This window comes from Aliiglaciecola litoralis, assembly GCF_039523355.1.
Taxonomy (GTDB): Bacteria; Pseudomonadota; Gammaproteobacteria; order Enterobacterales; family Alteromonadaceae; genus Aliiglaciecola; species Aliiglaciecola litoralis.
In genome coordinates this window covers 24,624-41,781 of record NZ_BAAAFD010000016.1, presented here as the reverse complement: position 1 = coordinate 41,781, position 17,158 = coordinate 24,624, and the positions used below count along the sequence as shown (strand labels likewise).

The following is a 17,158-nucleotide window of genomic DNA, read 5'->3' as shown; positions in this document are numbered from 1 at the left end:
TGGCGCTTTCTAGGAAGAGCCATGCACACGTCCTTTGAGAATTGACAGACCTAAAGCCTAGCTGAATTTGTCTAACAATGAGGTCCAGTTCTGCGTCCAGTTTGAGTGACTGTCCTGCATAACAGGTGTTGAATAATATGAGTGACTGTCCTGACTAATAGCTGTCCTGACTAATAACTATAAAAATCTAAAGGAAGGGTGGCTGTCCTGCATAACCAATCAAACAACACCATAAATGTTAAGTGTTTCACGAATTGTTCAGGTTGTTTTGCTGTTTTTTCTGGTGTCGATGATTGATGATGAACTAATGGTGTGGCATACCAAGTTCAAATTTGCACCATTGACGTAGGGATTGACCTCACGATCTACACAATATCGCTCATGAAAAAACTCTAACTTTTCAGAACTATCGGTAATTTCATTGATATATTCACGCTGAAAGTCGCGCATTTGCCCCGTCATTGGAGACAGACTGTTTCTTAGGTCATCGAGCTGCGTTTGCTCTAATTTCACCGTCACGTCTGTCAAGAATTGCGAGAGATTATGTTGCATATCTGACAAAAAATACTGTACGAACGATGAACGAAGCACCGTCACTAAAGTTACAATTTCTGCCAAGATTATTATGTACCTGAACATCTTCTCACTTAAATTGCTGGGTCTACTCTCAAACCTCATTAGGACTATGCCCGAAGAATAAAGTAACGCGCGCGAGGAGTGAAGCGCCAATGATTATGCGCACTAATACACGGGTGTATAACCTGATACCCGGCCCCTCCGAAGAACCATATTAAATTCGCTAGCGAATCTTTTTTATGAAATTAATTCTAAGGTGACCTCAATCCAGATTAACATCTAATCCGTGATTTATGCGATAATCCAAAACGCGACCCTAAATGTCACAATTCATTATTAGTCGTGACTATTTTTTGCCCGTCAAGGATAAATGAATGAATGAGCGCATTCCTGTAAAAGACATTTCACCTGTCAAAGTACATAAACCCGATGCCGCTAAACATGAGAATAATTACACACCTCGAAGCCATATATATGTTCGGGCAGTAAAAGGATCTTTAGAAACATTTCGACGTTTTTTCGGACTGATATTTTTAGGTACGTTCGCCATTTTACCGTGGCTTGAATTTAACGGTAATCAAGCAATTTTACTGGATATAGAAGCACAAAGATTCAATATCTTTGGACTCACATTGTGGCCCCAAGACTTAACATTACTCGCTTGGATTTTAATCATCAGTGCATTTGCGCTGTTTTTTGTGACCACGTTCGCTGGGCGAGTCTGGTGTGGTTTCATGTGTCCACAAACTACCTGGACGTTTATTTATATCTGGTGTGAAGAGCGTATTGAAGGGTCAAGAAACAAGCGCATTAAACTTGATCAACGAAAAATGGATTTTGATAAATTCTGGCGCAAGTCATTGAAACATGTTGTATGGATATTGATTGCGTTGCTTACCGCACTTACTTTTGTCGGCTATTTTACGCCAATAGAGCGCCTTTTTGTCGACTTTTTCACCTTTAATGTGGGCTTTTGGGCGGGGCTATCGGTCATCTTTTTTACGTTTTGTACGTATGGCAATGCTGGTTGGATGAGGGAAATCATGTGTACTCACATCTGCCCTTATGCCAGGTTCCAATCTGCGATGTTCGACAAAGATACTTTTACCGTGGCCTATGATGCACGTCGAGGAGAGAAAAGAGGTCCTCGTTCACGTAAGGAGCAACCTGAAGAAAACGCTAAGAAGGGTTTAGGCGATTGTATTGACTGCAACTTATGTGTGCAGGTATGTCCTACCGGTATCGATATCCGAAATGGCTTGCAATATGAATGCATAAATTGTGGTGCATGTGTTGATGCGTGCAACGGAGTTATGGATAAAATGAACTATCCAAAAGGATTAATTAGTTTCACATCAGAACATGAATTGGCCGGAGGGAAGACTAAAATAATCCGACCAAAACTCATTGGCTATGCGTTGGTACTAGCGATCATGAGTGGTTTATTGGTTTTTGAAATCATGACTCGTGTGCCTTTAGAAATTGATATTATTCGTGACCGAAACTCGCTTTACCGAGAAACGAATGATGGCTTGATTGAAAACGTGTATACCCTAAAATTGCTAAACAAATCGCAGACTAACCGAGAATATAAAGTGGAAGTAATAGGCCTAGATGGGCATAAATATATTGGTGATGATAAAGCGCGAGTTGCTGGCGGAGAAGTATTTAATCTAGCAATTAGCATCGCGATTGACCCTTATGCATTGAAAGAACAAGTGACTGAATTTAGTTTCAAAGTATCCGCGATTAATAGTCCTGAAGACATACAGAGGACCGAATCAACTAAGTTTATTTATCAATGAAAAAGATAATTGAAACCAGTTTCGATTTTGCCCAGTTAGGGCCTGACTTGATTTTAGATGCAATTGAAGCCAAAGGGCTGTTGGTTGAATCAGGATTACTTGCACTGAATAGTTATGAAAACCGGGTATATCAATTCCTGTGCGACAACAACAAGCGCTATGTCGCGAAGTTTTATCGGCCGCAACGCTGGAGCAAGCAACAAATCCAAGAAGAGCATGATTTTGCATGGGAATTACAAAACCACGAAATCCCTGTCGTTGCGCCATTGAAGTTAAATGGCGACACGCTTCACAGCCATCAAGGATTTTACTTTGCGATATTCCCATCAGTAGGCGGTCGACAGTTTGAAGTCGATAATTTAGATCAATTAGAATGGATGGGGCGTTTTATTGGGCGAATTCATCAAGTTGCAAAAGGTAAGTCATTTAAATTTCGTCCTACTTTTAGTATACAAGAACATTTATTCGACTCAGTTGAAACGCTAAAGCAAACTCAACTCATCCCCACTTCACTTCACACCGCTTTTTTTACCATTTTACAACAAGTTGTAGACTTAGCAGCTAAACGCTATCAGCCTGCTTCACATATTCGCCTTCATGGTGATTGTCATCCTGGCAACATATTATGGCGAGATGGTCCAACGTTTGTCGACTTAGACGACTGTCGTGCGGGTCCTGCCATCCAAGATCTGTGGATGATGTTGTCGGGTGATCATCAACATCAACGATTGCAAATGGATACTTTGGTTGAGGCCTATGAAGAGTTTTGTGAATTTGATAAGGCTGAGCTGGCACTGATTGAGCCTTTACGAGCAATGCGTATGGTGCATTACATGGCCTGGCTTTCCCGTCGCTGGCAAGATCCGGCTTTTCCTCAGGCATTTCCTTGGTTTGCTGACGCAAAGTATTGGGAGCAGCAAATACTTGCGTTAAAAGAGCAATTATCCGCCTTACATGAACCAAGCTTAACCCTTTTTTAATTTTTCTTAATAACCGTTACCTTAACGAGGACACTTAGCTATAATGCGCTCATGCTAAGGTGCTGCGCAGTAAAACGCACAGTTAAACGGGAAGACAGTAAAGTGAAAGAGTGATCTTTGACCCAAGCTGACGCTGCCCCCGCAACGGTAAGTAAGTTGAAAGCTAGTGGAATACCACTGTTCTTAAGAATGGGAAGGTACTAGCCGAGTTTATTAAATAGTTTCATTATTTAGCAGACACTTATGAGCCCGGATACCGGCCTTGGTTAAACTGGGTTTTGGATTGAACGCAATCCAAGCCAACTCTCTAGAACGTACTCGGGTGGAGTACTGAACAAGGCTTTTACATGAATAACCTGTCTATTTTGCTAGCGGCAAGCTTTAGCTTAACTTTTGCTTGTGCTGCTACACAATCCAATCAACAACCTGAAACAACACCCGCTTCCCAAGAAATTGAGAAAGTTTCTGTCGTTTCAAGCCGCATCTCTCTTCCAACGAATCGCTTAGCGACCAGTGTCACTGTATTAGATGAATTTGATCTTCAGATGCAATCTACACTTAGTATTGCAGACATACTGCGTACAACAACCAGTGTTGGTGTGTCAAATTCAGGCGGATTAGGTAAAAATACAGTACTGCGAATTCGCGGTGAAGAAGGGTTTCGTACCAAGTTATATATTGATGGCGTTGAACTTAGCGATACATCCTCTCCTCAGGTGGCACCGATTTTCGATGACGTATTAGTAAATCAGCTTTCACGCGTCGAAATTCTCAGAGGTACTCAAGGTTTAGCTTATGGTGCAGATGCTGGAGGCGTTATTGCATTGTATACCGAATCTCAGCAACAAGGATTACACGGTAATATTGCTGTGAGTGCGTCACGTTACAACACCTTGGGGTTTACCAGCAATCTGTCATCGGGCAATGATCTAGGTAGTTTGTTTCTGTCTGCATCAACACTATCGAGCGACGGTTTTAATGCTCAGTCCTCTGATCTGACTGAAGAAAAAGACGGTTATCATAATAAAACGGTGCATTTTAAAGGCCATGTCAATCTCACCGACACATTAGAAGCTGGCTTTGTGGTAAGGCAAGTTAATGCAGACAATCACTACGATGGATGTTTCGATAACATAACATTTGCGCCAAGTAATCATTGCTCCAGCAACGCTCAGCAAAACACTTATCGAGCATCACTTAATTATGATTCTGATGCAGTACGCCACCATTTTGCGGTTGATAAAACCGCAGTTGAACGACGTTATTTCAATAATGCACAGTTTAGTTTCAACAACAGTGGTTCCATAAGAAAGTTGGAGTATATGGGCTCCGTGCAATGGTATAACCATGATTTCGTATTCGGATTAGATGCACGCGAAGAGCGGCTTGATAGTGAAAGCATTAAGCGAAAACAACAAGGTATTTTTGCTGAGTGGTTGGGCGACTTGAATAACGGCATTTATATTAACTTGGGCCTGAGACATGATGACAATGACACTTTTGGAACCCATGACAGTGTGCGAGTTGGCCTAGTTAAACAATTGCAATTTAATACAGTGGACATAAAATTAAAGTCGACTTTTGGTACCGGTTTTCGCGCCCCAAGTCTATTCGAACAAAACTACAATGATGGCCCTTTTGCGTTCGGAGATGCTGCGGGGTTGCAACTAAGTGAAGAGAATAGCAACGGTTTGGACATCGGTTTCGAGCTGCTCACTCAGTTTGGGAGCCAATTTGAAATGGTTTGGTTTGAACAGGAGATTGAAAATGAAATCGTATTTGATCTATCTGGATTTCAAGGATATTTTCAGTCAGTTGGAAGTAGTAGTTCCGAAGGTGTGGAGTTGAGTCTACATCATGCTTTTGATAACGGTATCTCTGTACGAGCCAACTATACCTATAATGACACACGCGACAATAATAATGAACGCAGACTCAGACGCCCTAAAAATAAATTCAATTTGAGTTTAAGGAAATCATTGATAAATGATCTCGTGACAATTGAATTACACCACCGAATAGTGAATGATGCAGTAGACATTAACAGTATGGAGTTAGACGATTACTCTGTAACTGATATTTCGGCACAAATACGACTATCCCAAGGCATAATGTTGAACACAGGCCTTACAAATTTATTTGATCACAATTATCAAGAAGTTGAAGGATTTAATACTGCTCAGCGCTCACTGCATGTTTCATTATCGGTGAGTCTATAACGAGTTTGAACCGATGTTCTTATGGTGAAATCGAAGCTGAGTATATTAATGATACTTCTTTAAATCATTACTAATGTAACCTTTTTTTACCCTAAAACTAGAACTATTTGGAATTGCCGACTACGGTTATACCAACTTCGGCAATTCCATAGAAGTACAGCCATATCCTCGCGGAACTGTATTGGTTAGCTGTTGTTTTCAATAACAAAATTGGACATGGCGACAGTGCCGCTTTTCACGGAAGCAAAACGTTTGAATTAAGCTATTTAGTTTGAGGATCTTTGTTTTGTTCTATCATTGATCATTTCATCCTCGAACAACTTAAAAATCAAGCTGGTTGATTTCTAGCCACTTAGGTATTTAAATAAATACCTAAGCTTCAACCAAGATACCTCACTAACATTGGAAAAGGCTCTGTTTATCTGTATCTTTCGCGCCACCCAGATTGACAGGTCATTTTTTAGACGATTTTTTTGAGAGGACACATGGTACATTTTTTTATACGCAAAACGCTACTTGCTGCAAGTCTCGCGATACTAGCAGGTAATGCCATTGCTGACGTAGTCGTGGTGGTACATCCAAGTAACACCAGTGCGATAGACAGCAAATCAGTGCAACGTATCTTTTTAGGTAAAGAAAAGAAATTTAGCAACGGCTCGGGTGTAAACCCTATCAATCAAACAAACAATGCAACTCGCAATGATTTCGACTCAAACGTGTTAGGCCGCAGCTCTAGCCAAGTCGCCGCGTATTGGTCCAAATTGGTATTCACTGGCAAAGGGATCCCTCCCAACGAGGTGGGTGGAGACGCTGAAGTAATTGCAGCTGTAGCTGCAGACCCTTCAGCAATTGGTTATGTCGATAGTGCAGCTGTTACTGGCGACGTCAAAACCATCCCACTTAACTAATTGAGGAGAAACACACAATGAAAAAATCTATTACTTTAATGGCATTGGCTTGTGCTACCACATTTTCTGCCAACGCTGACGTGCGCATCAATGGTTTTGCTAATCTTATTGGCGGCATCACTAGCAGTGAAGATTCGTTATACGGTTATGACGACAGTGTTTCATTTAGCGATGAAAGTTTGTTCGCCATTCAGGTTAGCGGTGATATTAATGACAAAATGACCGCGACAGGACAGATTGTTGCGAAGGGAAATGATGACTACAAAGCAGAGTTTGAATGGGCGTATATTAGTTATCAAGCCACTGACAATATTAGCGTATCAGCCGGTCGCATTAGACTGCCATTATTTCGCTATTCTGCCTCTAAAGATGTCGGATACTCTTACCATTGGGTAAATGCACCCCGTGCGGTTTATGATGTACCTTTTAATAACCTTGAAGGGTTCCGCTTAGACTACAATGACTATGCTGGAGATTGGGAATATGGGTTTCAATTAGCAGCAGGGACCATTAACAGTACTATTGATATTGATAATGGTCAGGGCGGTTTCGAAACTGTTGATTTCAATGCAAAAAATGCGATTTTATTAACCGCTGAGGCAACCTACGAATGGTTTAAAATTCGTGCGGTTGCAGGTCGTGGCACCTCTGATTTCCAACCTGCTATTCTAGAGCAAACATTTGCGCAACTACCCGCAAACATTGCCGACTCTTTACGAATCGATGAAGACACAAGTACCTTCTACGGACTTGGTCTAGAAGTCGACAAGTTTGACTGGTTTGTCAGTGCAGAAATTACCGAAGTGAACATAGAAGAATCTTTCTCGCCTAAAGATACCGCTTATTATGTGACAGCAGGTATTCGCCAAGGTAAGTTTACTCCATCGATCACGTATGAAGTACTGGATGGCGATGCCGAAATTCGATTCTTAGATCAAGTCGCGGCTTTACCTGAGCCTTTCCAAGCACCCGTCGGTGCGGCGGTTACGGGGGTGCAACAAGCATTTGCTAGCAAGTACAGCATGATAACTCTTGGATTACGTTATGATATGGACACCAACGTTGCCCTGAAAGCTGACATAAGTAAATACAATGATGACCTTGTAGAAGCAGACGACGCGACGTTAATGAGATTAGCGGTAAACTATGTATTCTAAGTTTGTTTAGTTTTTTTAAAATACCAAGCCGCCCATGTTAAGGCGGCTTTTTTAATTCTGTTTCTTTTTAAGGCTAATATCCCAGTAAAATTTAGAACACCTTAGTAAACACATTTCGTGTTCAGATTAGATTCATCTATCTGATATACTATCTTTTTGCGCCATATAGCTATGGTAACCCCTATTCAATATTTTGGAATTGAAGCACTATGAAGAAACTTTATTTTTTAATAACACTGTGCCTGCTAACCGCATTACAAGCCTGCGTTGAGCCTGAGGTCTCCTCTAAATGGGTTGAAGACAAGCATTATAAAGTGATCAGTGACACGGCTACTGAGTCACCTGTAGTCACAGAGTTTTTCTCTTTCTGGTGCCCTCATTGCTACAGCTATGAACCTATAGTAGCAAAGGTAAAACAGCAATTAGATAAAGACGTGGCGTTCAACAAAGTGCATGTAAACTTTATGCGCTTCGCAGGCCCTGATGTGCAAGAAGACGCAACGAGAGCGATGTTGGTCGCCAGATCACTGGGAAGAGAAGAAGAGCTCAATCAAGCTATCTTCAGTTATATTCATGAACAACGATTGCCCATTACAGGGATAAACCAATTAAAAGGGATCTTCCTTGCTCGTGGGATAGAGTTGGCGGAGTTTGATAAAATAGTCTCTAGTTTCAAAGTAAAAACTATGCTCGACAAGAACCGCAAAGCTATTGAAACCTACCGAGAGCATTTAAGTGGTGTTCCCAATTTCATCGTCAATGGTAAGTATCAAATGACCGTGACAAGCGACATGACAGTAGACGATATTATTGAACTTATTGTCTGGTTATCGACTCAATCTTAACTATATCAACTTAATAGGACGTTGTTTTTAATGAAACAAACTGCATTTTATAAATTAATATTTATCGTAATTGGCTTCGCCATTCCATCCCTTGTTGCAGCTCAAGAAAGTTGGAAAGAAGGTGAGCACTACACAGTAATCAGCAGCAAAGCTAGTGACGACAAGCAAATTCGCGAAGTTTTCTCGTTTTGGTGCCCACACTGTTATACGTTTGAATCAATTGCGAAAGAGCTGAAAACGAAGCTACCATCTGACGTTACTTTCATCAAAGCGCATGTTAATTTTATGGGCTCAACGACGAAGGAAGCGCAAAATGATGCTACTTCAGCGATGTTAGCGGCAAGCGCGCTAGGCCAAGAAGACATGTTTAACCAAGCACTTTTTGAAGCGATTCACAAAGACCGAAAAAACGTAACCGGCATGCAAGACATTTTAACGATCTTTGCTGAGGCAGGCGGTGATAGTGAAAAGCTTTTGAGAATGACGAAGAGTTTCGGGATTCGAGGAAAAGTTAGCAAAAATAATAAGTTAACTACGGGAGTTTCCAGTGTACCAACCTTTATTGTCAATAATAAGTATCAAGCTATTTTTACCCGCAATATGACTCCAGATCAGTTTATTTCATTGCTTCTGTGGCTCACTACCCAGAAATAGATTAACTTAGAAATATAACAGTAGCCGGATTAAACTCCGGCTTTTTTGTGTTTTTTACTGCGACATTAGTAAAAGCTTAACATGCCTGTCCACGTAAATATGCTTGGTCACTTCGAGAGTTTTAATGTGCCTGTCCACGTAATGATGCGTGGTCACTTCGAGAGTTTTAACGTGCCTGTCCACGTAATTGTGCGTGGTCACTTCGAGAGTTTTAACGTGCCTGTCCACGTAAATATGCTTGGTCACTTCGAGAGTTTTAACGTGCCTGTCCACGTAATTGTGCATGGTCACTTCGAGAGTTTTAACGTGCCTGTCCACGTAATTATGCGTGGTCACTTCGAGGTTTTTACGTGCCTGTCCCGTAATTGTGCGTGGTCACTTCGAGAGTTTTAACGTGCCTGTCCACGTAATTGTGCGTGGTCACTTCGAGAGTTTTAACGTGCCTGTCCACGTAATCGTGCGTGGTCACTTCGAGAGTTTTAACGTGCCTGTCCATGTAATTATGCGTGGTCACTTCGAGAGTTTTAACGTGCCTGTCCATGTAATTGTTCTTCGAGAGTTTTAACGTGCCTGTCCATGTAATTTTAACGTGCCTGTCCATGTAATTGCTGGTCGTTCGAGCGGCTGGAGCTGAGCTCCAGAGAACCCCGCTTTAGAGATGATGGCGTAATTTAGAAAATACAAAACCCACATTGAACCATCCATGGTGCTGGGTTCCCGATATCTCAAGCGCTGCTTTTAACTTGAGACAAAACTCACATTGAACCGTCCATGGTAAACCGCACCAGTGCACACATCCGTGTGTCCCCGTTCAGCCAGACGGCGCTGTGCGCCTAAAGATTCTGGCTTCACCCATGCTGGTCGTTCGAGCGGCTGGAGCTGAGCTCCAGAGAACCCCGCTCTCACCCTAATTTATCGCTGGCAATTCTGTAGCGGGGGTCTTCGTTGACGTTCATTTCAACGTAATCTTGTGCTTTTGTAAGCAGTTCACTGCACTCAGGGCTGATGTGGCGTATATGCAGTTTTTTACCTTGTTCTTTGTATTTATCTGCCAAGCCATCGATTGCATCTAAGCCTGATGAATCCCAGATTCGTGATTCTCTGAAATCGATTACGACATCTTCAGGGTCGTTCTGAGGATCAAATAGCTCTCTGAAATGTAGGACCGAGCCGAAGAACAATGGTCCTTCTAGATCATAGACTTTCCAACCATCTTCATCGGTATGCGTTTTGGCATGAATGTGCGTTGCGTGTTTCCACGCAAACACTAATGCCGAAACAATCACGCCTACAACTACGGCAACGGCCAAATCGGCTGCCACTGTGATGCCGGTCACCAAAAACAATACAAAGGCGTCTTCTTTATTAACTCCCCGTACAATTCTAAATGAAGCCCATTCAAAGGTACCGATAACGACGATGAACATCACACCTACCAATGCAGCCAGAGGGATCATTTCAATTAACGGAGCAGCAAATAAGATAAAGGCAAGTAATACAAGCGCCGCGGTGATTCCGGAAAGTCGACCTCGCCCACCTGAGTTAATGTTGATCATACTTTGACCAATCATGGCACAGCCACCCATTCCACCAAAGAATCCATTAACTGTATTTGCAACGCCTTGACCAACACACTCTTTGTTGCCGTTACCACGGGTGTCAGTCATTTCGTCGATCAGTGACATTGTCAACAAGGATTCAATCAGTCCTACCAAACACAAAATCACTGAAGTAGGTAAAATGATATAAAACGTTTCTAAAGTAAATGGCACCATGGGGATACTGAAACTTGGCAATTCACCGGCTAAGGTTGCAGCGGCTTTTTCGCCTTCAGGCAGCATATCTTTAACAAAATCAATCACGGTTCGAGCTTCCAGATCTAGACCGTGAACAAGGGCGGTTACAGTAATAATGGCAACTAAGGAAGCGGGAACCGCAGTGGTTACCTTAGGTAAAAGGTAGATGATCGCCATAGTCAATGTCGTTAGCCCAAGCATCCAATACAACATGCTACCTTGCATCCAGACCAACTCGCCAAAACTATTGGTAATTTTGAATTGTCCTAACTGCGCAAGAAAAATCACGATTGCTAAGCCATTCACAAAACCTAGCATAACTGGATAGGGCACCAACCGAATGAATTTGCCTAATTTGAATACGCCGGCAAGAATTTGCAAAATACCGGCAAGGATCACAGCCGCGAATAAATATTCCACCCCGCTAGTCGCAACCAATGCCACCATCACTACTGCCATAGCGCCGGTTGCACCAGAGATCATCCCAGGTCGACCACCTATTGCTGATGTAATCAATCCCATCATAAAAGCAGCATACAAACCCACCATAGGTTCTACGCCCGCAACAAAGGCAAACGCTACTGCCTCAGGCACTAACGCTAGTGCTACAGTTATACCCGAAAGTACGTCATTTTTGACATTACCATCGCGACGGGTTATCAGGTCAATCATCTATTACCTCAAAAATGTTATTAGGTTGCGTCTCTATTCGGTTATTTTAGCAGCTATGATCAAATAGGTCTTTTAACAGATTGTTAAATCTGAATATATTCGTCCGCTCACAAAAAAGGCCGGTTAACCGGCCTCTTAACGCATATCGTAGCGATTAAGCCACTATGTCGAGTAACTCGACATCAAAAACGAGTGTACTGAACGGACCAATTGCTCCGCCTGCACCTTGCTCACCATAAGCAAGATCGTGCGGCACGTATAGACGCCATTTAGAGCCAACCGGCATCATTTGCAATGCTTCAGTCCAACCTTTTATCACACCGTTAACTGGGAATTCTGCTGGCTGACCGCGCTCATATGAACTGTCAAATACGCTGCCATTAATCAAGGTACCGTGATAATGCGTGCGAACTGTAGAAGCTGCGCTTGGCTTTTCACCTTCACCCGCAGTTAAAACTTCATACTGCAAACCAGAAGGAGTTACAGTGACTTCGCTGCGCTTAGCATTGTCGGCTAAGAAATTAGCACCCTCTTCTATCGCACCTTTGTGCTGTTCTGCGCTGGCAGCTTGCATGCGTTGATGAATTTCGTTAAACGCCGCACCTAGAGTTTGGTTGTCAACTTGAGGCATTTGCTTAGCGAAAGCATCGGCAAGACCTTCTTTTACTGCATCAATGTCTAAACCTTCGAATGGGTTACCAGCAAGTTGCTCGCCCATCTGAAAACCAATACCATAGCTTGCTTGTAGCTCAACACTGTTAAATTTGTCTGTCACATTAAATCCTGAATTTGCTAAAAGTTAAGCGCCGAATAATATCACAATCACATGACCAGTTCACACCCCAAACCCTCAACAAGCAATGATAGGCTCAGCTAATTATGAATAGCCGTAGATCAATTATTCAGGAATAATGCATAACTAATCAGTTTAGACAAACCCAAGCACTGTCAGTATTGTCTTAGACTACTAATTAACGCTCAGAATGAATTCGGAGGATATGTGTCACAACAATTAGACATTCAATTAAGGGAAACCGTCAGATTTTTAGGGACCACTCTAGGCGACACTATTCGTGCTCAACTTGGCGAACAATGGTTACAGCGGATTGAAACGGTTCGGTTAGCAGGTCGAGAGTCATATCAGGGCAATAGCGATGCCAGTCAACAGCTCAAAGACCTATTTTCTGAACTGCAAAATGATGAGCTACTCACAATTGGGCGCGCCTTCTCACAATTTTTGAATTTAGCCAATATCGCTGAACAAGAATTCAATGCAATTACTACCGACGATGACCCAGTCACAACCTTGTTTGACCATCTAAAGTCAGCCGAAATTTCTCAGTCCACCTTTGCAGATGCATTTGAACAACTTAAAATTGATTTAGTTTTAACTGCGCACCCAACTGAAGTGACGCGCAGAACACTTATTCATAAACACAGCGAGTTGGCTAGTTGCCTTCGAGATCTCCACCACAGTCAAATTACCCAAGAGCAACGAGATGACTTAGAAACACGAGTCGCTGATTTAATAAGTCAGGCTTGGCATACTGAAGAGATCCGTTCTATCAGACCGACTCCGGTAGATGAAGCTCGATGGGGCTTTTCCGTAATCGAGAACTCATTGTGGGATGCAGTTCCTGCGTTCATCCGCTCACTTGAGAAGAAAGTTCAAGATCGCTTTAAAATTTCGCTACCTATTGATGCGGCACCAGTACAGTTTAGTTCTTGGATGGGTGGCGATAGAGACGGAAATCCAAATGTCACGTCCAAAGTCACTCAGCAAGTACTGTTATTAGCTCGAAAACGAGCTGCTAAATTGTTCGCACAAGACATTGACAGGTTACAAGCTGAATTATCAATGTCTGATTGTGATGATGAGCTTAGGGCGCTTGTTGGCAATGATTCTCGGGAACCTTACCGAGCGTTATTGCGGCCCCTTTTTACCAAATTAAAAGCAACCGAAGAAGGTATCGGCGAGTTTTTGGCTGGAAAACAAATAGATCAACAAGATTGGATCAGTAGTCAGGCCCAGTTGCTTGAGCCCTTGTTAAATTGCCACCGCTCCCTACATGCGTGTGGCATGAAGGTAATAGCAGATGGACAACTACTAGACACCATTCGTCGCGTGCATTGCTTTGGCGTGCACCTGCTCAAATTGGATATCCGTCAAGACTCAGAACGCCATGCTGACGTATTTGGTGAATTGACTCGCTATTTCGGATTGGGAGATTACAACGAGTGGAGCGAGCAAGACAAGCAAGCATTCTTGTTGCGAGAATTAGCCTCAAAACGCCCTTTGATACCGACGAATTGGCAACCTTCAGCTGAAGTCAAAGAAGTTCTGGATACCTGTAAAGTCATTGCCCAAAACAGTGAACAAGGGTTTGGCATCTACGTTATTTCCATGGCCAGCCTACCCTCTGATGTGCTTGCTGTGCAGTTATTGCTAAAAGAATCTCAGGTCAATTGGCCGATGCCCGTAGCACCGCTATTTGAAACTCTGGACGACTTGAACAACGCCCCTGTAGTGATGAAACAGTTGTTTGATATAGATTGGTACCGCGGCTACATCCAGGGTAAACAGCATATTATGATTGGATATTCTGATTCAGCCAAAGACGCCGGAGCTTTAGCCGCAGGCTGGGCTCAATATGAATCACAAGAAGCCTTAGTGAAATTAGCCGATGAGTACAATACCAAACTAACGTTGTTTCATGGTCGCGGCGGCACTATAGGTCGAGGCGGCCTTCCCGCTCATGCGGCAATACATTCACAACCGCCCGGTTCATTAACAGGCGGATTTCGAGTCACTGAGCAAGGTGAAACCATCCGCTATAAATTTGGCATGCCGGAACTGGCAAAAGGCAGTTTAGGTATCTACGCAAGCGCAATAATTGAAGCGATTCTATTCCCGCCGCCACAGCCCAAGCAAAAGTGGCGAGAAGCAATCAAAATGATGGCAGATGAAGGACGCGATAACTATCGCCAGACAGTACGCCATGATCCAAATTTTGTACCTTATTTTCGAGTCGCCACCCCTGAACAAGAATTGGGTAAATTGCCCTTAGGCAGTCGCCCAGCGAAACGCAAGCCAACTGGCGGGATTGAAAGCTTGCGCGCGATACCTTGGATATTTGCTTGGGCGCAGACTCGCTTGGTATTGCCATCTTGGTTAGGCGTAATGAAAGCGGTGAAAACAGCACAAGAACAAGGTCTGCAAGAAACAATAGATGAAATGCTAGAGCATTGGCCATTTTTCCACTCAAGACTGTCGATGCTAGATATGGTTTTCAATAAAGCCGATTCTCGTATCAGTCAAGAGTATGATCAAAGGCTAGTGCCCGAGGACTTGCGCCATTTTGGACAGAGCTTGCGCGAGGAGCTCGATATGAGTGTCGCGTTGCTGCTTGAGGTGCTTGGCCAGGAGTCGGTAATGGAATCTGATCCGAAAGGGAAAGAATCAATGACCATTCGCGCCGGTTATCTTCAGCCCCTGCACTTTTTGCAAATTGAGTTACTAGAGCGAGTGAGAAAGCTGGGAGAGCAAACCGATCCTGTGCTTGAACGAGCAATGATGGTAACCATTGCGGGGATTGCTGTGGGTATGCGCAATACTGGGTAACGTATTTAAGCGCTTTAACGCACAAGCACACTTCCCCAAATAGATTTAGCTAAAATAGCGGTTAAATCAAACATTAAAAAACCAGCTTATAAAAGCTGGTTTTTTAGTTTTAATATTAGGCTAACATATTAACCATTGACGAATTTCACGCCCATGTCGATGTCATTGCGCAATCCTTCAAGCATAGATTGTTTAGCATTTTGCTCAAAGTCACTCAATTCACCGTAAGGAAGGATCTCTTCAACACCGTTAGGACCAAGTCTGACAGGATGAGCAAAGAACGCGGCATCATCAGAGTTAGTTTCAACATAGGTATATTCTACAACGTTGTCACCTTTCATTGCTGCCACTAAAGACAAACAGAATCGCGCTGCTGCTTGACCCATTGATAGTGTTGCAGATCCACCACCAGCTTTTGCCTCAACCACTTCGGTACCGGCATTTTGAATGCGGTGCGTTAGGCTTGCTACTTCTTCATCGCTGAAATTAACACCTTCAACTTGCGACAACAATGGCAAAATAGTTGTACCAGAATGACCGCCAATCACAGGAACATGGACGCTAGTAGTGCTCAGTCCTTTTAATTCAGCAACAAAAGTTTCAGAACGGATTACGTCAAGCGTAGTCACACCGAACAATTTGTTCTTGTTATAAACGCCTTTGGCTTTTAAAGTTTCTGCTGCAATGGCGACAGTTGTATTAACTGGGTTAGTAATAATACACGTACAGGCTTCAGGACAATTATCAGCAATCGCCTCAACCAAGTTTTTCACGATACCAGCGTTGATATTAAATAAATCGGAGCGATCCATACCGGGCTTACGAGGCACACCAGCAGGAATAAGTACGATGTCAGAGCCTTGTAGCGCAGCACCAAGATCATCTTTGCCAAAACCTTCCACTTTAACGTCGGTTGGAATGTGGCTCAAGTCAACGGCTACACCAGGAACAACGGGCGCGACATCATACAAAGCCAATTCAGAACCAGCGGGAAGTTGAGTTTTTAATAAAAGGGAAAGGGCCTGACCAATACCGCCTGCAGCACCTAATACCGCTACTTTCATAGTTGTCTCCTGTGGGGAATAATAAAAATCGACGGCAAACACTAATGTAAGCCGAACTAAATTACAAATTGAACACGTTAGTAGAGCAATATATGGGCATCAAATCGAGTATTCAACTGTTTGATCGACCAGATAACTACCTACCCTGAAAAGATTGTGTCAAACTATAGCAGTTAATAGTGAGGGTGGCATGTCGAATAATAAACAAGAAGAACTGATTAAAGCGTTTAAAGAGATCCTTAAAACGGAAAGTTTTGGCTCTCAAGGCGAGATTGTTGATGCCTTAAAAGAACAAGGATTCGGCAGTATAAGCCAGTCTAAGGTCTCGCGTATGCTTAGCAAATTTGGTGCTGTACGCACTAGAAACGCTCGTGGTGACATGGTTTATTGTCTGCCTCCAGAAATGGGCATGCCCACGGCGAAAAGCCCGCTAAAACAATTAGTTTTAGACATTATGCACAATAATGTCATGGTCATTATTCGCACCAGTCCTGGCGCTGCCCAACTGATAGCCCGCCTGCTCGACTCACTTAGCCAGAAAGACGGCGTATTAGGCACGATTGCAGGTGATGACACTATTTTTATAGCTCCTGCGGATGTCAGTAATATCGAAGACACCTTGCGAAAAGTAGAAGCCTTATTTGAGAACGTATAAACAATAAATGGCTGCTATATAATAAACAAAAAACACAACAAACTAATATCACCGCACATCTGAAGTTACTCCCAGTAAAAATCCAGGCTCAAACTCCAAGATAAATCAGTGCTTGGGAAAAGGCTTGGATTCCGATTACCTAACAATCAACGAAGGCCCCACCGTTGTGAAATCTCATAAAGTGGACACCCATCGTTATGCATTA

Annotated in this window: 13 protein-coding genes and 1 riboswitch; of the genes, 9 read left to right on the top strand and 4 right to left on the bottom strand. The window is 42.9% G+C overall.

Annotated elements, in window-relative coordinates:
• Nucleotides 1-258 precede the first annotated feature (258 nt).
• Nucleotides 259-618 carry a hypothetical protein gene (locus ABD036_RS17975; protein WP_343862423.1) on the bottom strand — a complete coding sequence of 120 codons (360 nt, stop codon included), beginning with the start codon at nucleotides 616-618 and terminating at the stop codon, nucleotides 259-261.
• Between the two features lie 332 nt (nucleotides 619-950).
• On the opposite strand from ABD036_RS17975, the gene ccoG reads away from it, so the two are divergent.
• The 7 genes from ccoG to ABD036_RS17940 all read left to right on the top strand — a co-directional run bounded on the left by ccoG (nucleotide 951) and on the right by ABD036_RS17940 (nucleotide 9,144).
• Entirely contained in the window at nucleotides 951-2,381 is a 1,431-nt protein-coding gene (gene ccoG, locus ABD036_RS17970) for a cytochrome c oxidase accessory protein CcoG (protein ID WP_343862421.1), read from the top strand.
• Nucleotides 2,378-3,361 (top strand): serine/threonine protein kinase, encoded by a 984-nt coding sequence (locus ABD036_RS17965; RefSeq protein ID WP_343862420.1) that lies wholly within the window; start codon nucleotides 2,378-2,380, stop codon nucleotides 3,359-3,361. Before ccoG ends, ABD036_RS17965 begins: the two co-directional genes overlap by 4 nt.
• A gap of 40 nt (nucleotides 3,362-3,401) precedes the next feature.
• Nucleotides 3,402-3,640: riboswitch (cobalamin riboswitch) on the top strand.
• 68 nt (nucleotides 3,641-3,708) lie between these two features.
• Nucleotides 3,709-5,580, top strand: coding sequence for a TonB-dependent receptor plug domain-containing protein (locus ABD036_RS17960; protein ID WP_343862418.1), 1,872 nt, complete (start codon nucleotides 3,709-3,711; stop codon nucleotides 5,578-5,580).
• A 485-nt stretch (nucleotides 5,581-6,065) separates the two neighbouring features.
• Nucleotides 6,066-6,488, top strand: coding sequence for a type 2 periplasmic-binding domain-containing protein (locus tag ABD036_RS17955; RefSeq protein WP_343862416.1), 423 nt, complete (start codon nucleotides 6,066-6,068; stop codon nucleotides 6,486-6,488).
• Between the two features lie 17 nt (nucleotides 6,489-6,505).
• On the top strand, nucleotides 6,506-7,645 hold the full coding sequence (locus ABD036_RS17950; RefSeq protein WP_343862414.1) for a porin: 1,140 nt from the start codon (nucleotides 6,506-6,508) through the stop codon (nucleotides 7,643-7,645).
• 209 nt (nucleotides 7,646-7,854) lie between these two features.
• Entirely contained in the window at nucleotides 7,855-8,490 is a 636-nt protein-coding gene (locus ABD036_RS17945; protein WP_343862412.1) for a thiol:disulfide interchange protein DsbA/DsbL, read from the top strand.
• A gap of 30 nt (nucleotides 8,491-8,520) precedes the next feature.
• Nucleotides 8,521-9,144 (top strand): thiol:disulfide interchange protein DsbA/DsbL, encoded by a 624-nt coding sequence (locus ABD036_RS17940; RefSeq protein WP_343862410.1) that lies wholly within the window; start codon nucleotides 8,521-8,523, stop codon nucleotides 9,142-9,144.
• 902 nt (nucleotides 9,145-10,046) lie between these two features.
• Here the strand turns inward: ABD036_RS17940 and ABD036_RS17935 are convergent.
• Together ABD036_RS17935 and bamJ are read right to left on the bottom strand one after the other, a co-directional pair.
• Nucleotides 10,047-11,612: a SulP family inorganic anion transporter gene (locus tag ABD036_RS17935; protein WP_343862409.1), complete on the bottom strand. Its 1,566-nt coding sequence runs from the start codon at nucleotides 11,610-11,612 to the stop codon at nucleotides 10,047-10,049.
• 154 nt (nucleotides 11,613-11,766) lie between these two features.
• Nucleotides 11,767-12,387 (bottom strand): BamJ family beta-barrel-assembly machinery protein, encoded by a 621-nt coding sequence (bamJ, locus tag ABD036_RS17930; RefSeq protein ID WP_343862407.1) that lies wholly within the window; start codon nucleotides 12,385-12,387, stop codon nucleotides 11,767-11,769.
• Nucleotides 12,388-12,612: 225 nt separating this feature from the next.
• Here bamJ and ppc point away from each other — a divergent pair, with 225 nt between their 5' ends.
• The gene (gene ppc, locus ABD036_RS17925; RefSeq protein WP_343862405.1) at nucleotides 12,613-15,234 is read left to right on the top strand and encodes a phosphoenolpyruvate carboxylase; all 2,622 of its coding nucleotides are present in this window, start codon (nucleotides 12,613-12,615) and stop codon (nucleotides 15,232-15,234) included.
• A 128-nt stretch (nucleotides 15,235-15,362) separates the two neighbouring features.
• Here ppc and mdh read toward each other — a convergent pair whose 3' ends face one another.
• Entirely contained in the window at nucleotides 15,363-16,298 is a 936-nt protein-coding gene (gene mdh, locus ABD036_RS17920) for a malate dehydrogenase (RefSeq protein ID WP_343862403.1), read from the bottom strand.
• 190 nt (nucleotides 16,299-16,488) lie between these two features.
• Between mdh and argR the strand changes: the two genes are divergently transcribed.
• A complete protein-coding gene (argR, locus tag ABD036_RS17915; RefSeq protein ID WP_343862401.1) occupies nucleotides 16,489-16,953 on the top strand; it encodes a transcriptional regulator ArgR in 465 nt (154 codons plus the stop codon).
• Nucleotides 16,954-17,158: the final 205 nt, after the last annotated feature.

Bases quoted from the DNA above. Each gene is read 5' to 3' on its own strand.
- ABD036_RS17945 (WP_343862412.1), top strand. From the start codon at position 7,855: ATGAAGAAACTTTATTTTTTAATAACACTGTGCCTGCTAACCGCATTA.
- ABD036_RS17940 (WP_343862410.1), top strand. From the start codon at position 8,521: ATGAAACAAACTGCATTTTATAAATTAATATTTATCGTAATTGGCTTC.
- ABD036_RS17965 (WP_343862420.1), top strand. From the start codon at position 2,378: ATGAAAAAGATAATTGAAACCAGTTTCGATTTTGCCCAGTTAGGGCCT.
- argR (WP_343862401.1), top strand. From the start codon at position 16,489: ATGTCGAATAATAAACAAGAAGAACTGATTAAAGCGTTTAAAGAGATC.
- ABD036_RS17950 (WP_343862414.1), top strand. From the start codon at position 6,506: ATGAAAAAATCTATTACTTTAATGGCATTGGCTTGTGCTACCACATTT.
- ABD036_RS17955 (WP_343862416.1), top strand. From the start codon at position 6,066: ATGGTACATTTTTTTATACGCAAAACGCTACTTGCTGCAAGTCTCGCG.
- ccoG (WP_343862421.1), top strand. From the start codon at position 951: ATGAATGAGCGCATTCCTGTAAAAGACATTTCACCTGTCAAAGTACAT.
- mdh (WP_343862403.1), bottom strand. From the start codon at position 16,298: ATGAAAGTAGCGGTATTAGGTGCTGCAGGCGGTATTGGTCAGGCCCTT.
- ABD036_RS17935 (WP_343862409.1), bottom strand. From the start codon at position 11,612: ATGATTGACCTGATAACCCGTCGCGATGGTAATGTCAAAAATGACGTA.
- ABD036_RS17960 (WP_343862418.1), top strand. From the start codon at position 3,709: ATGAATAACCTGTCTATTTTGCTAGCGGCAAGCTTTAGCTTAACTTTT.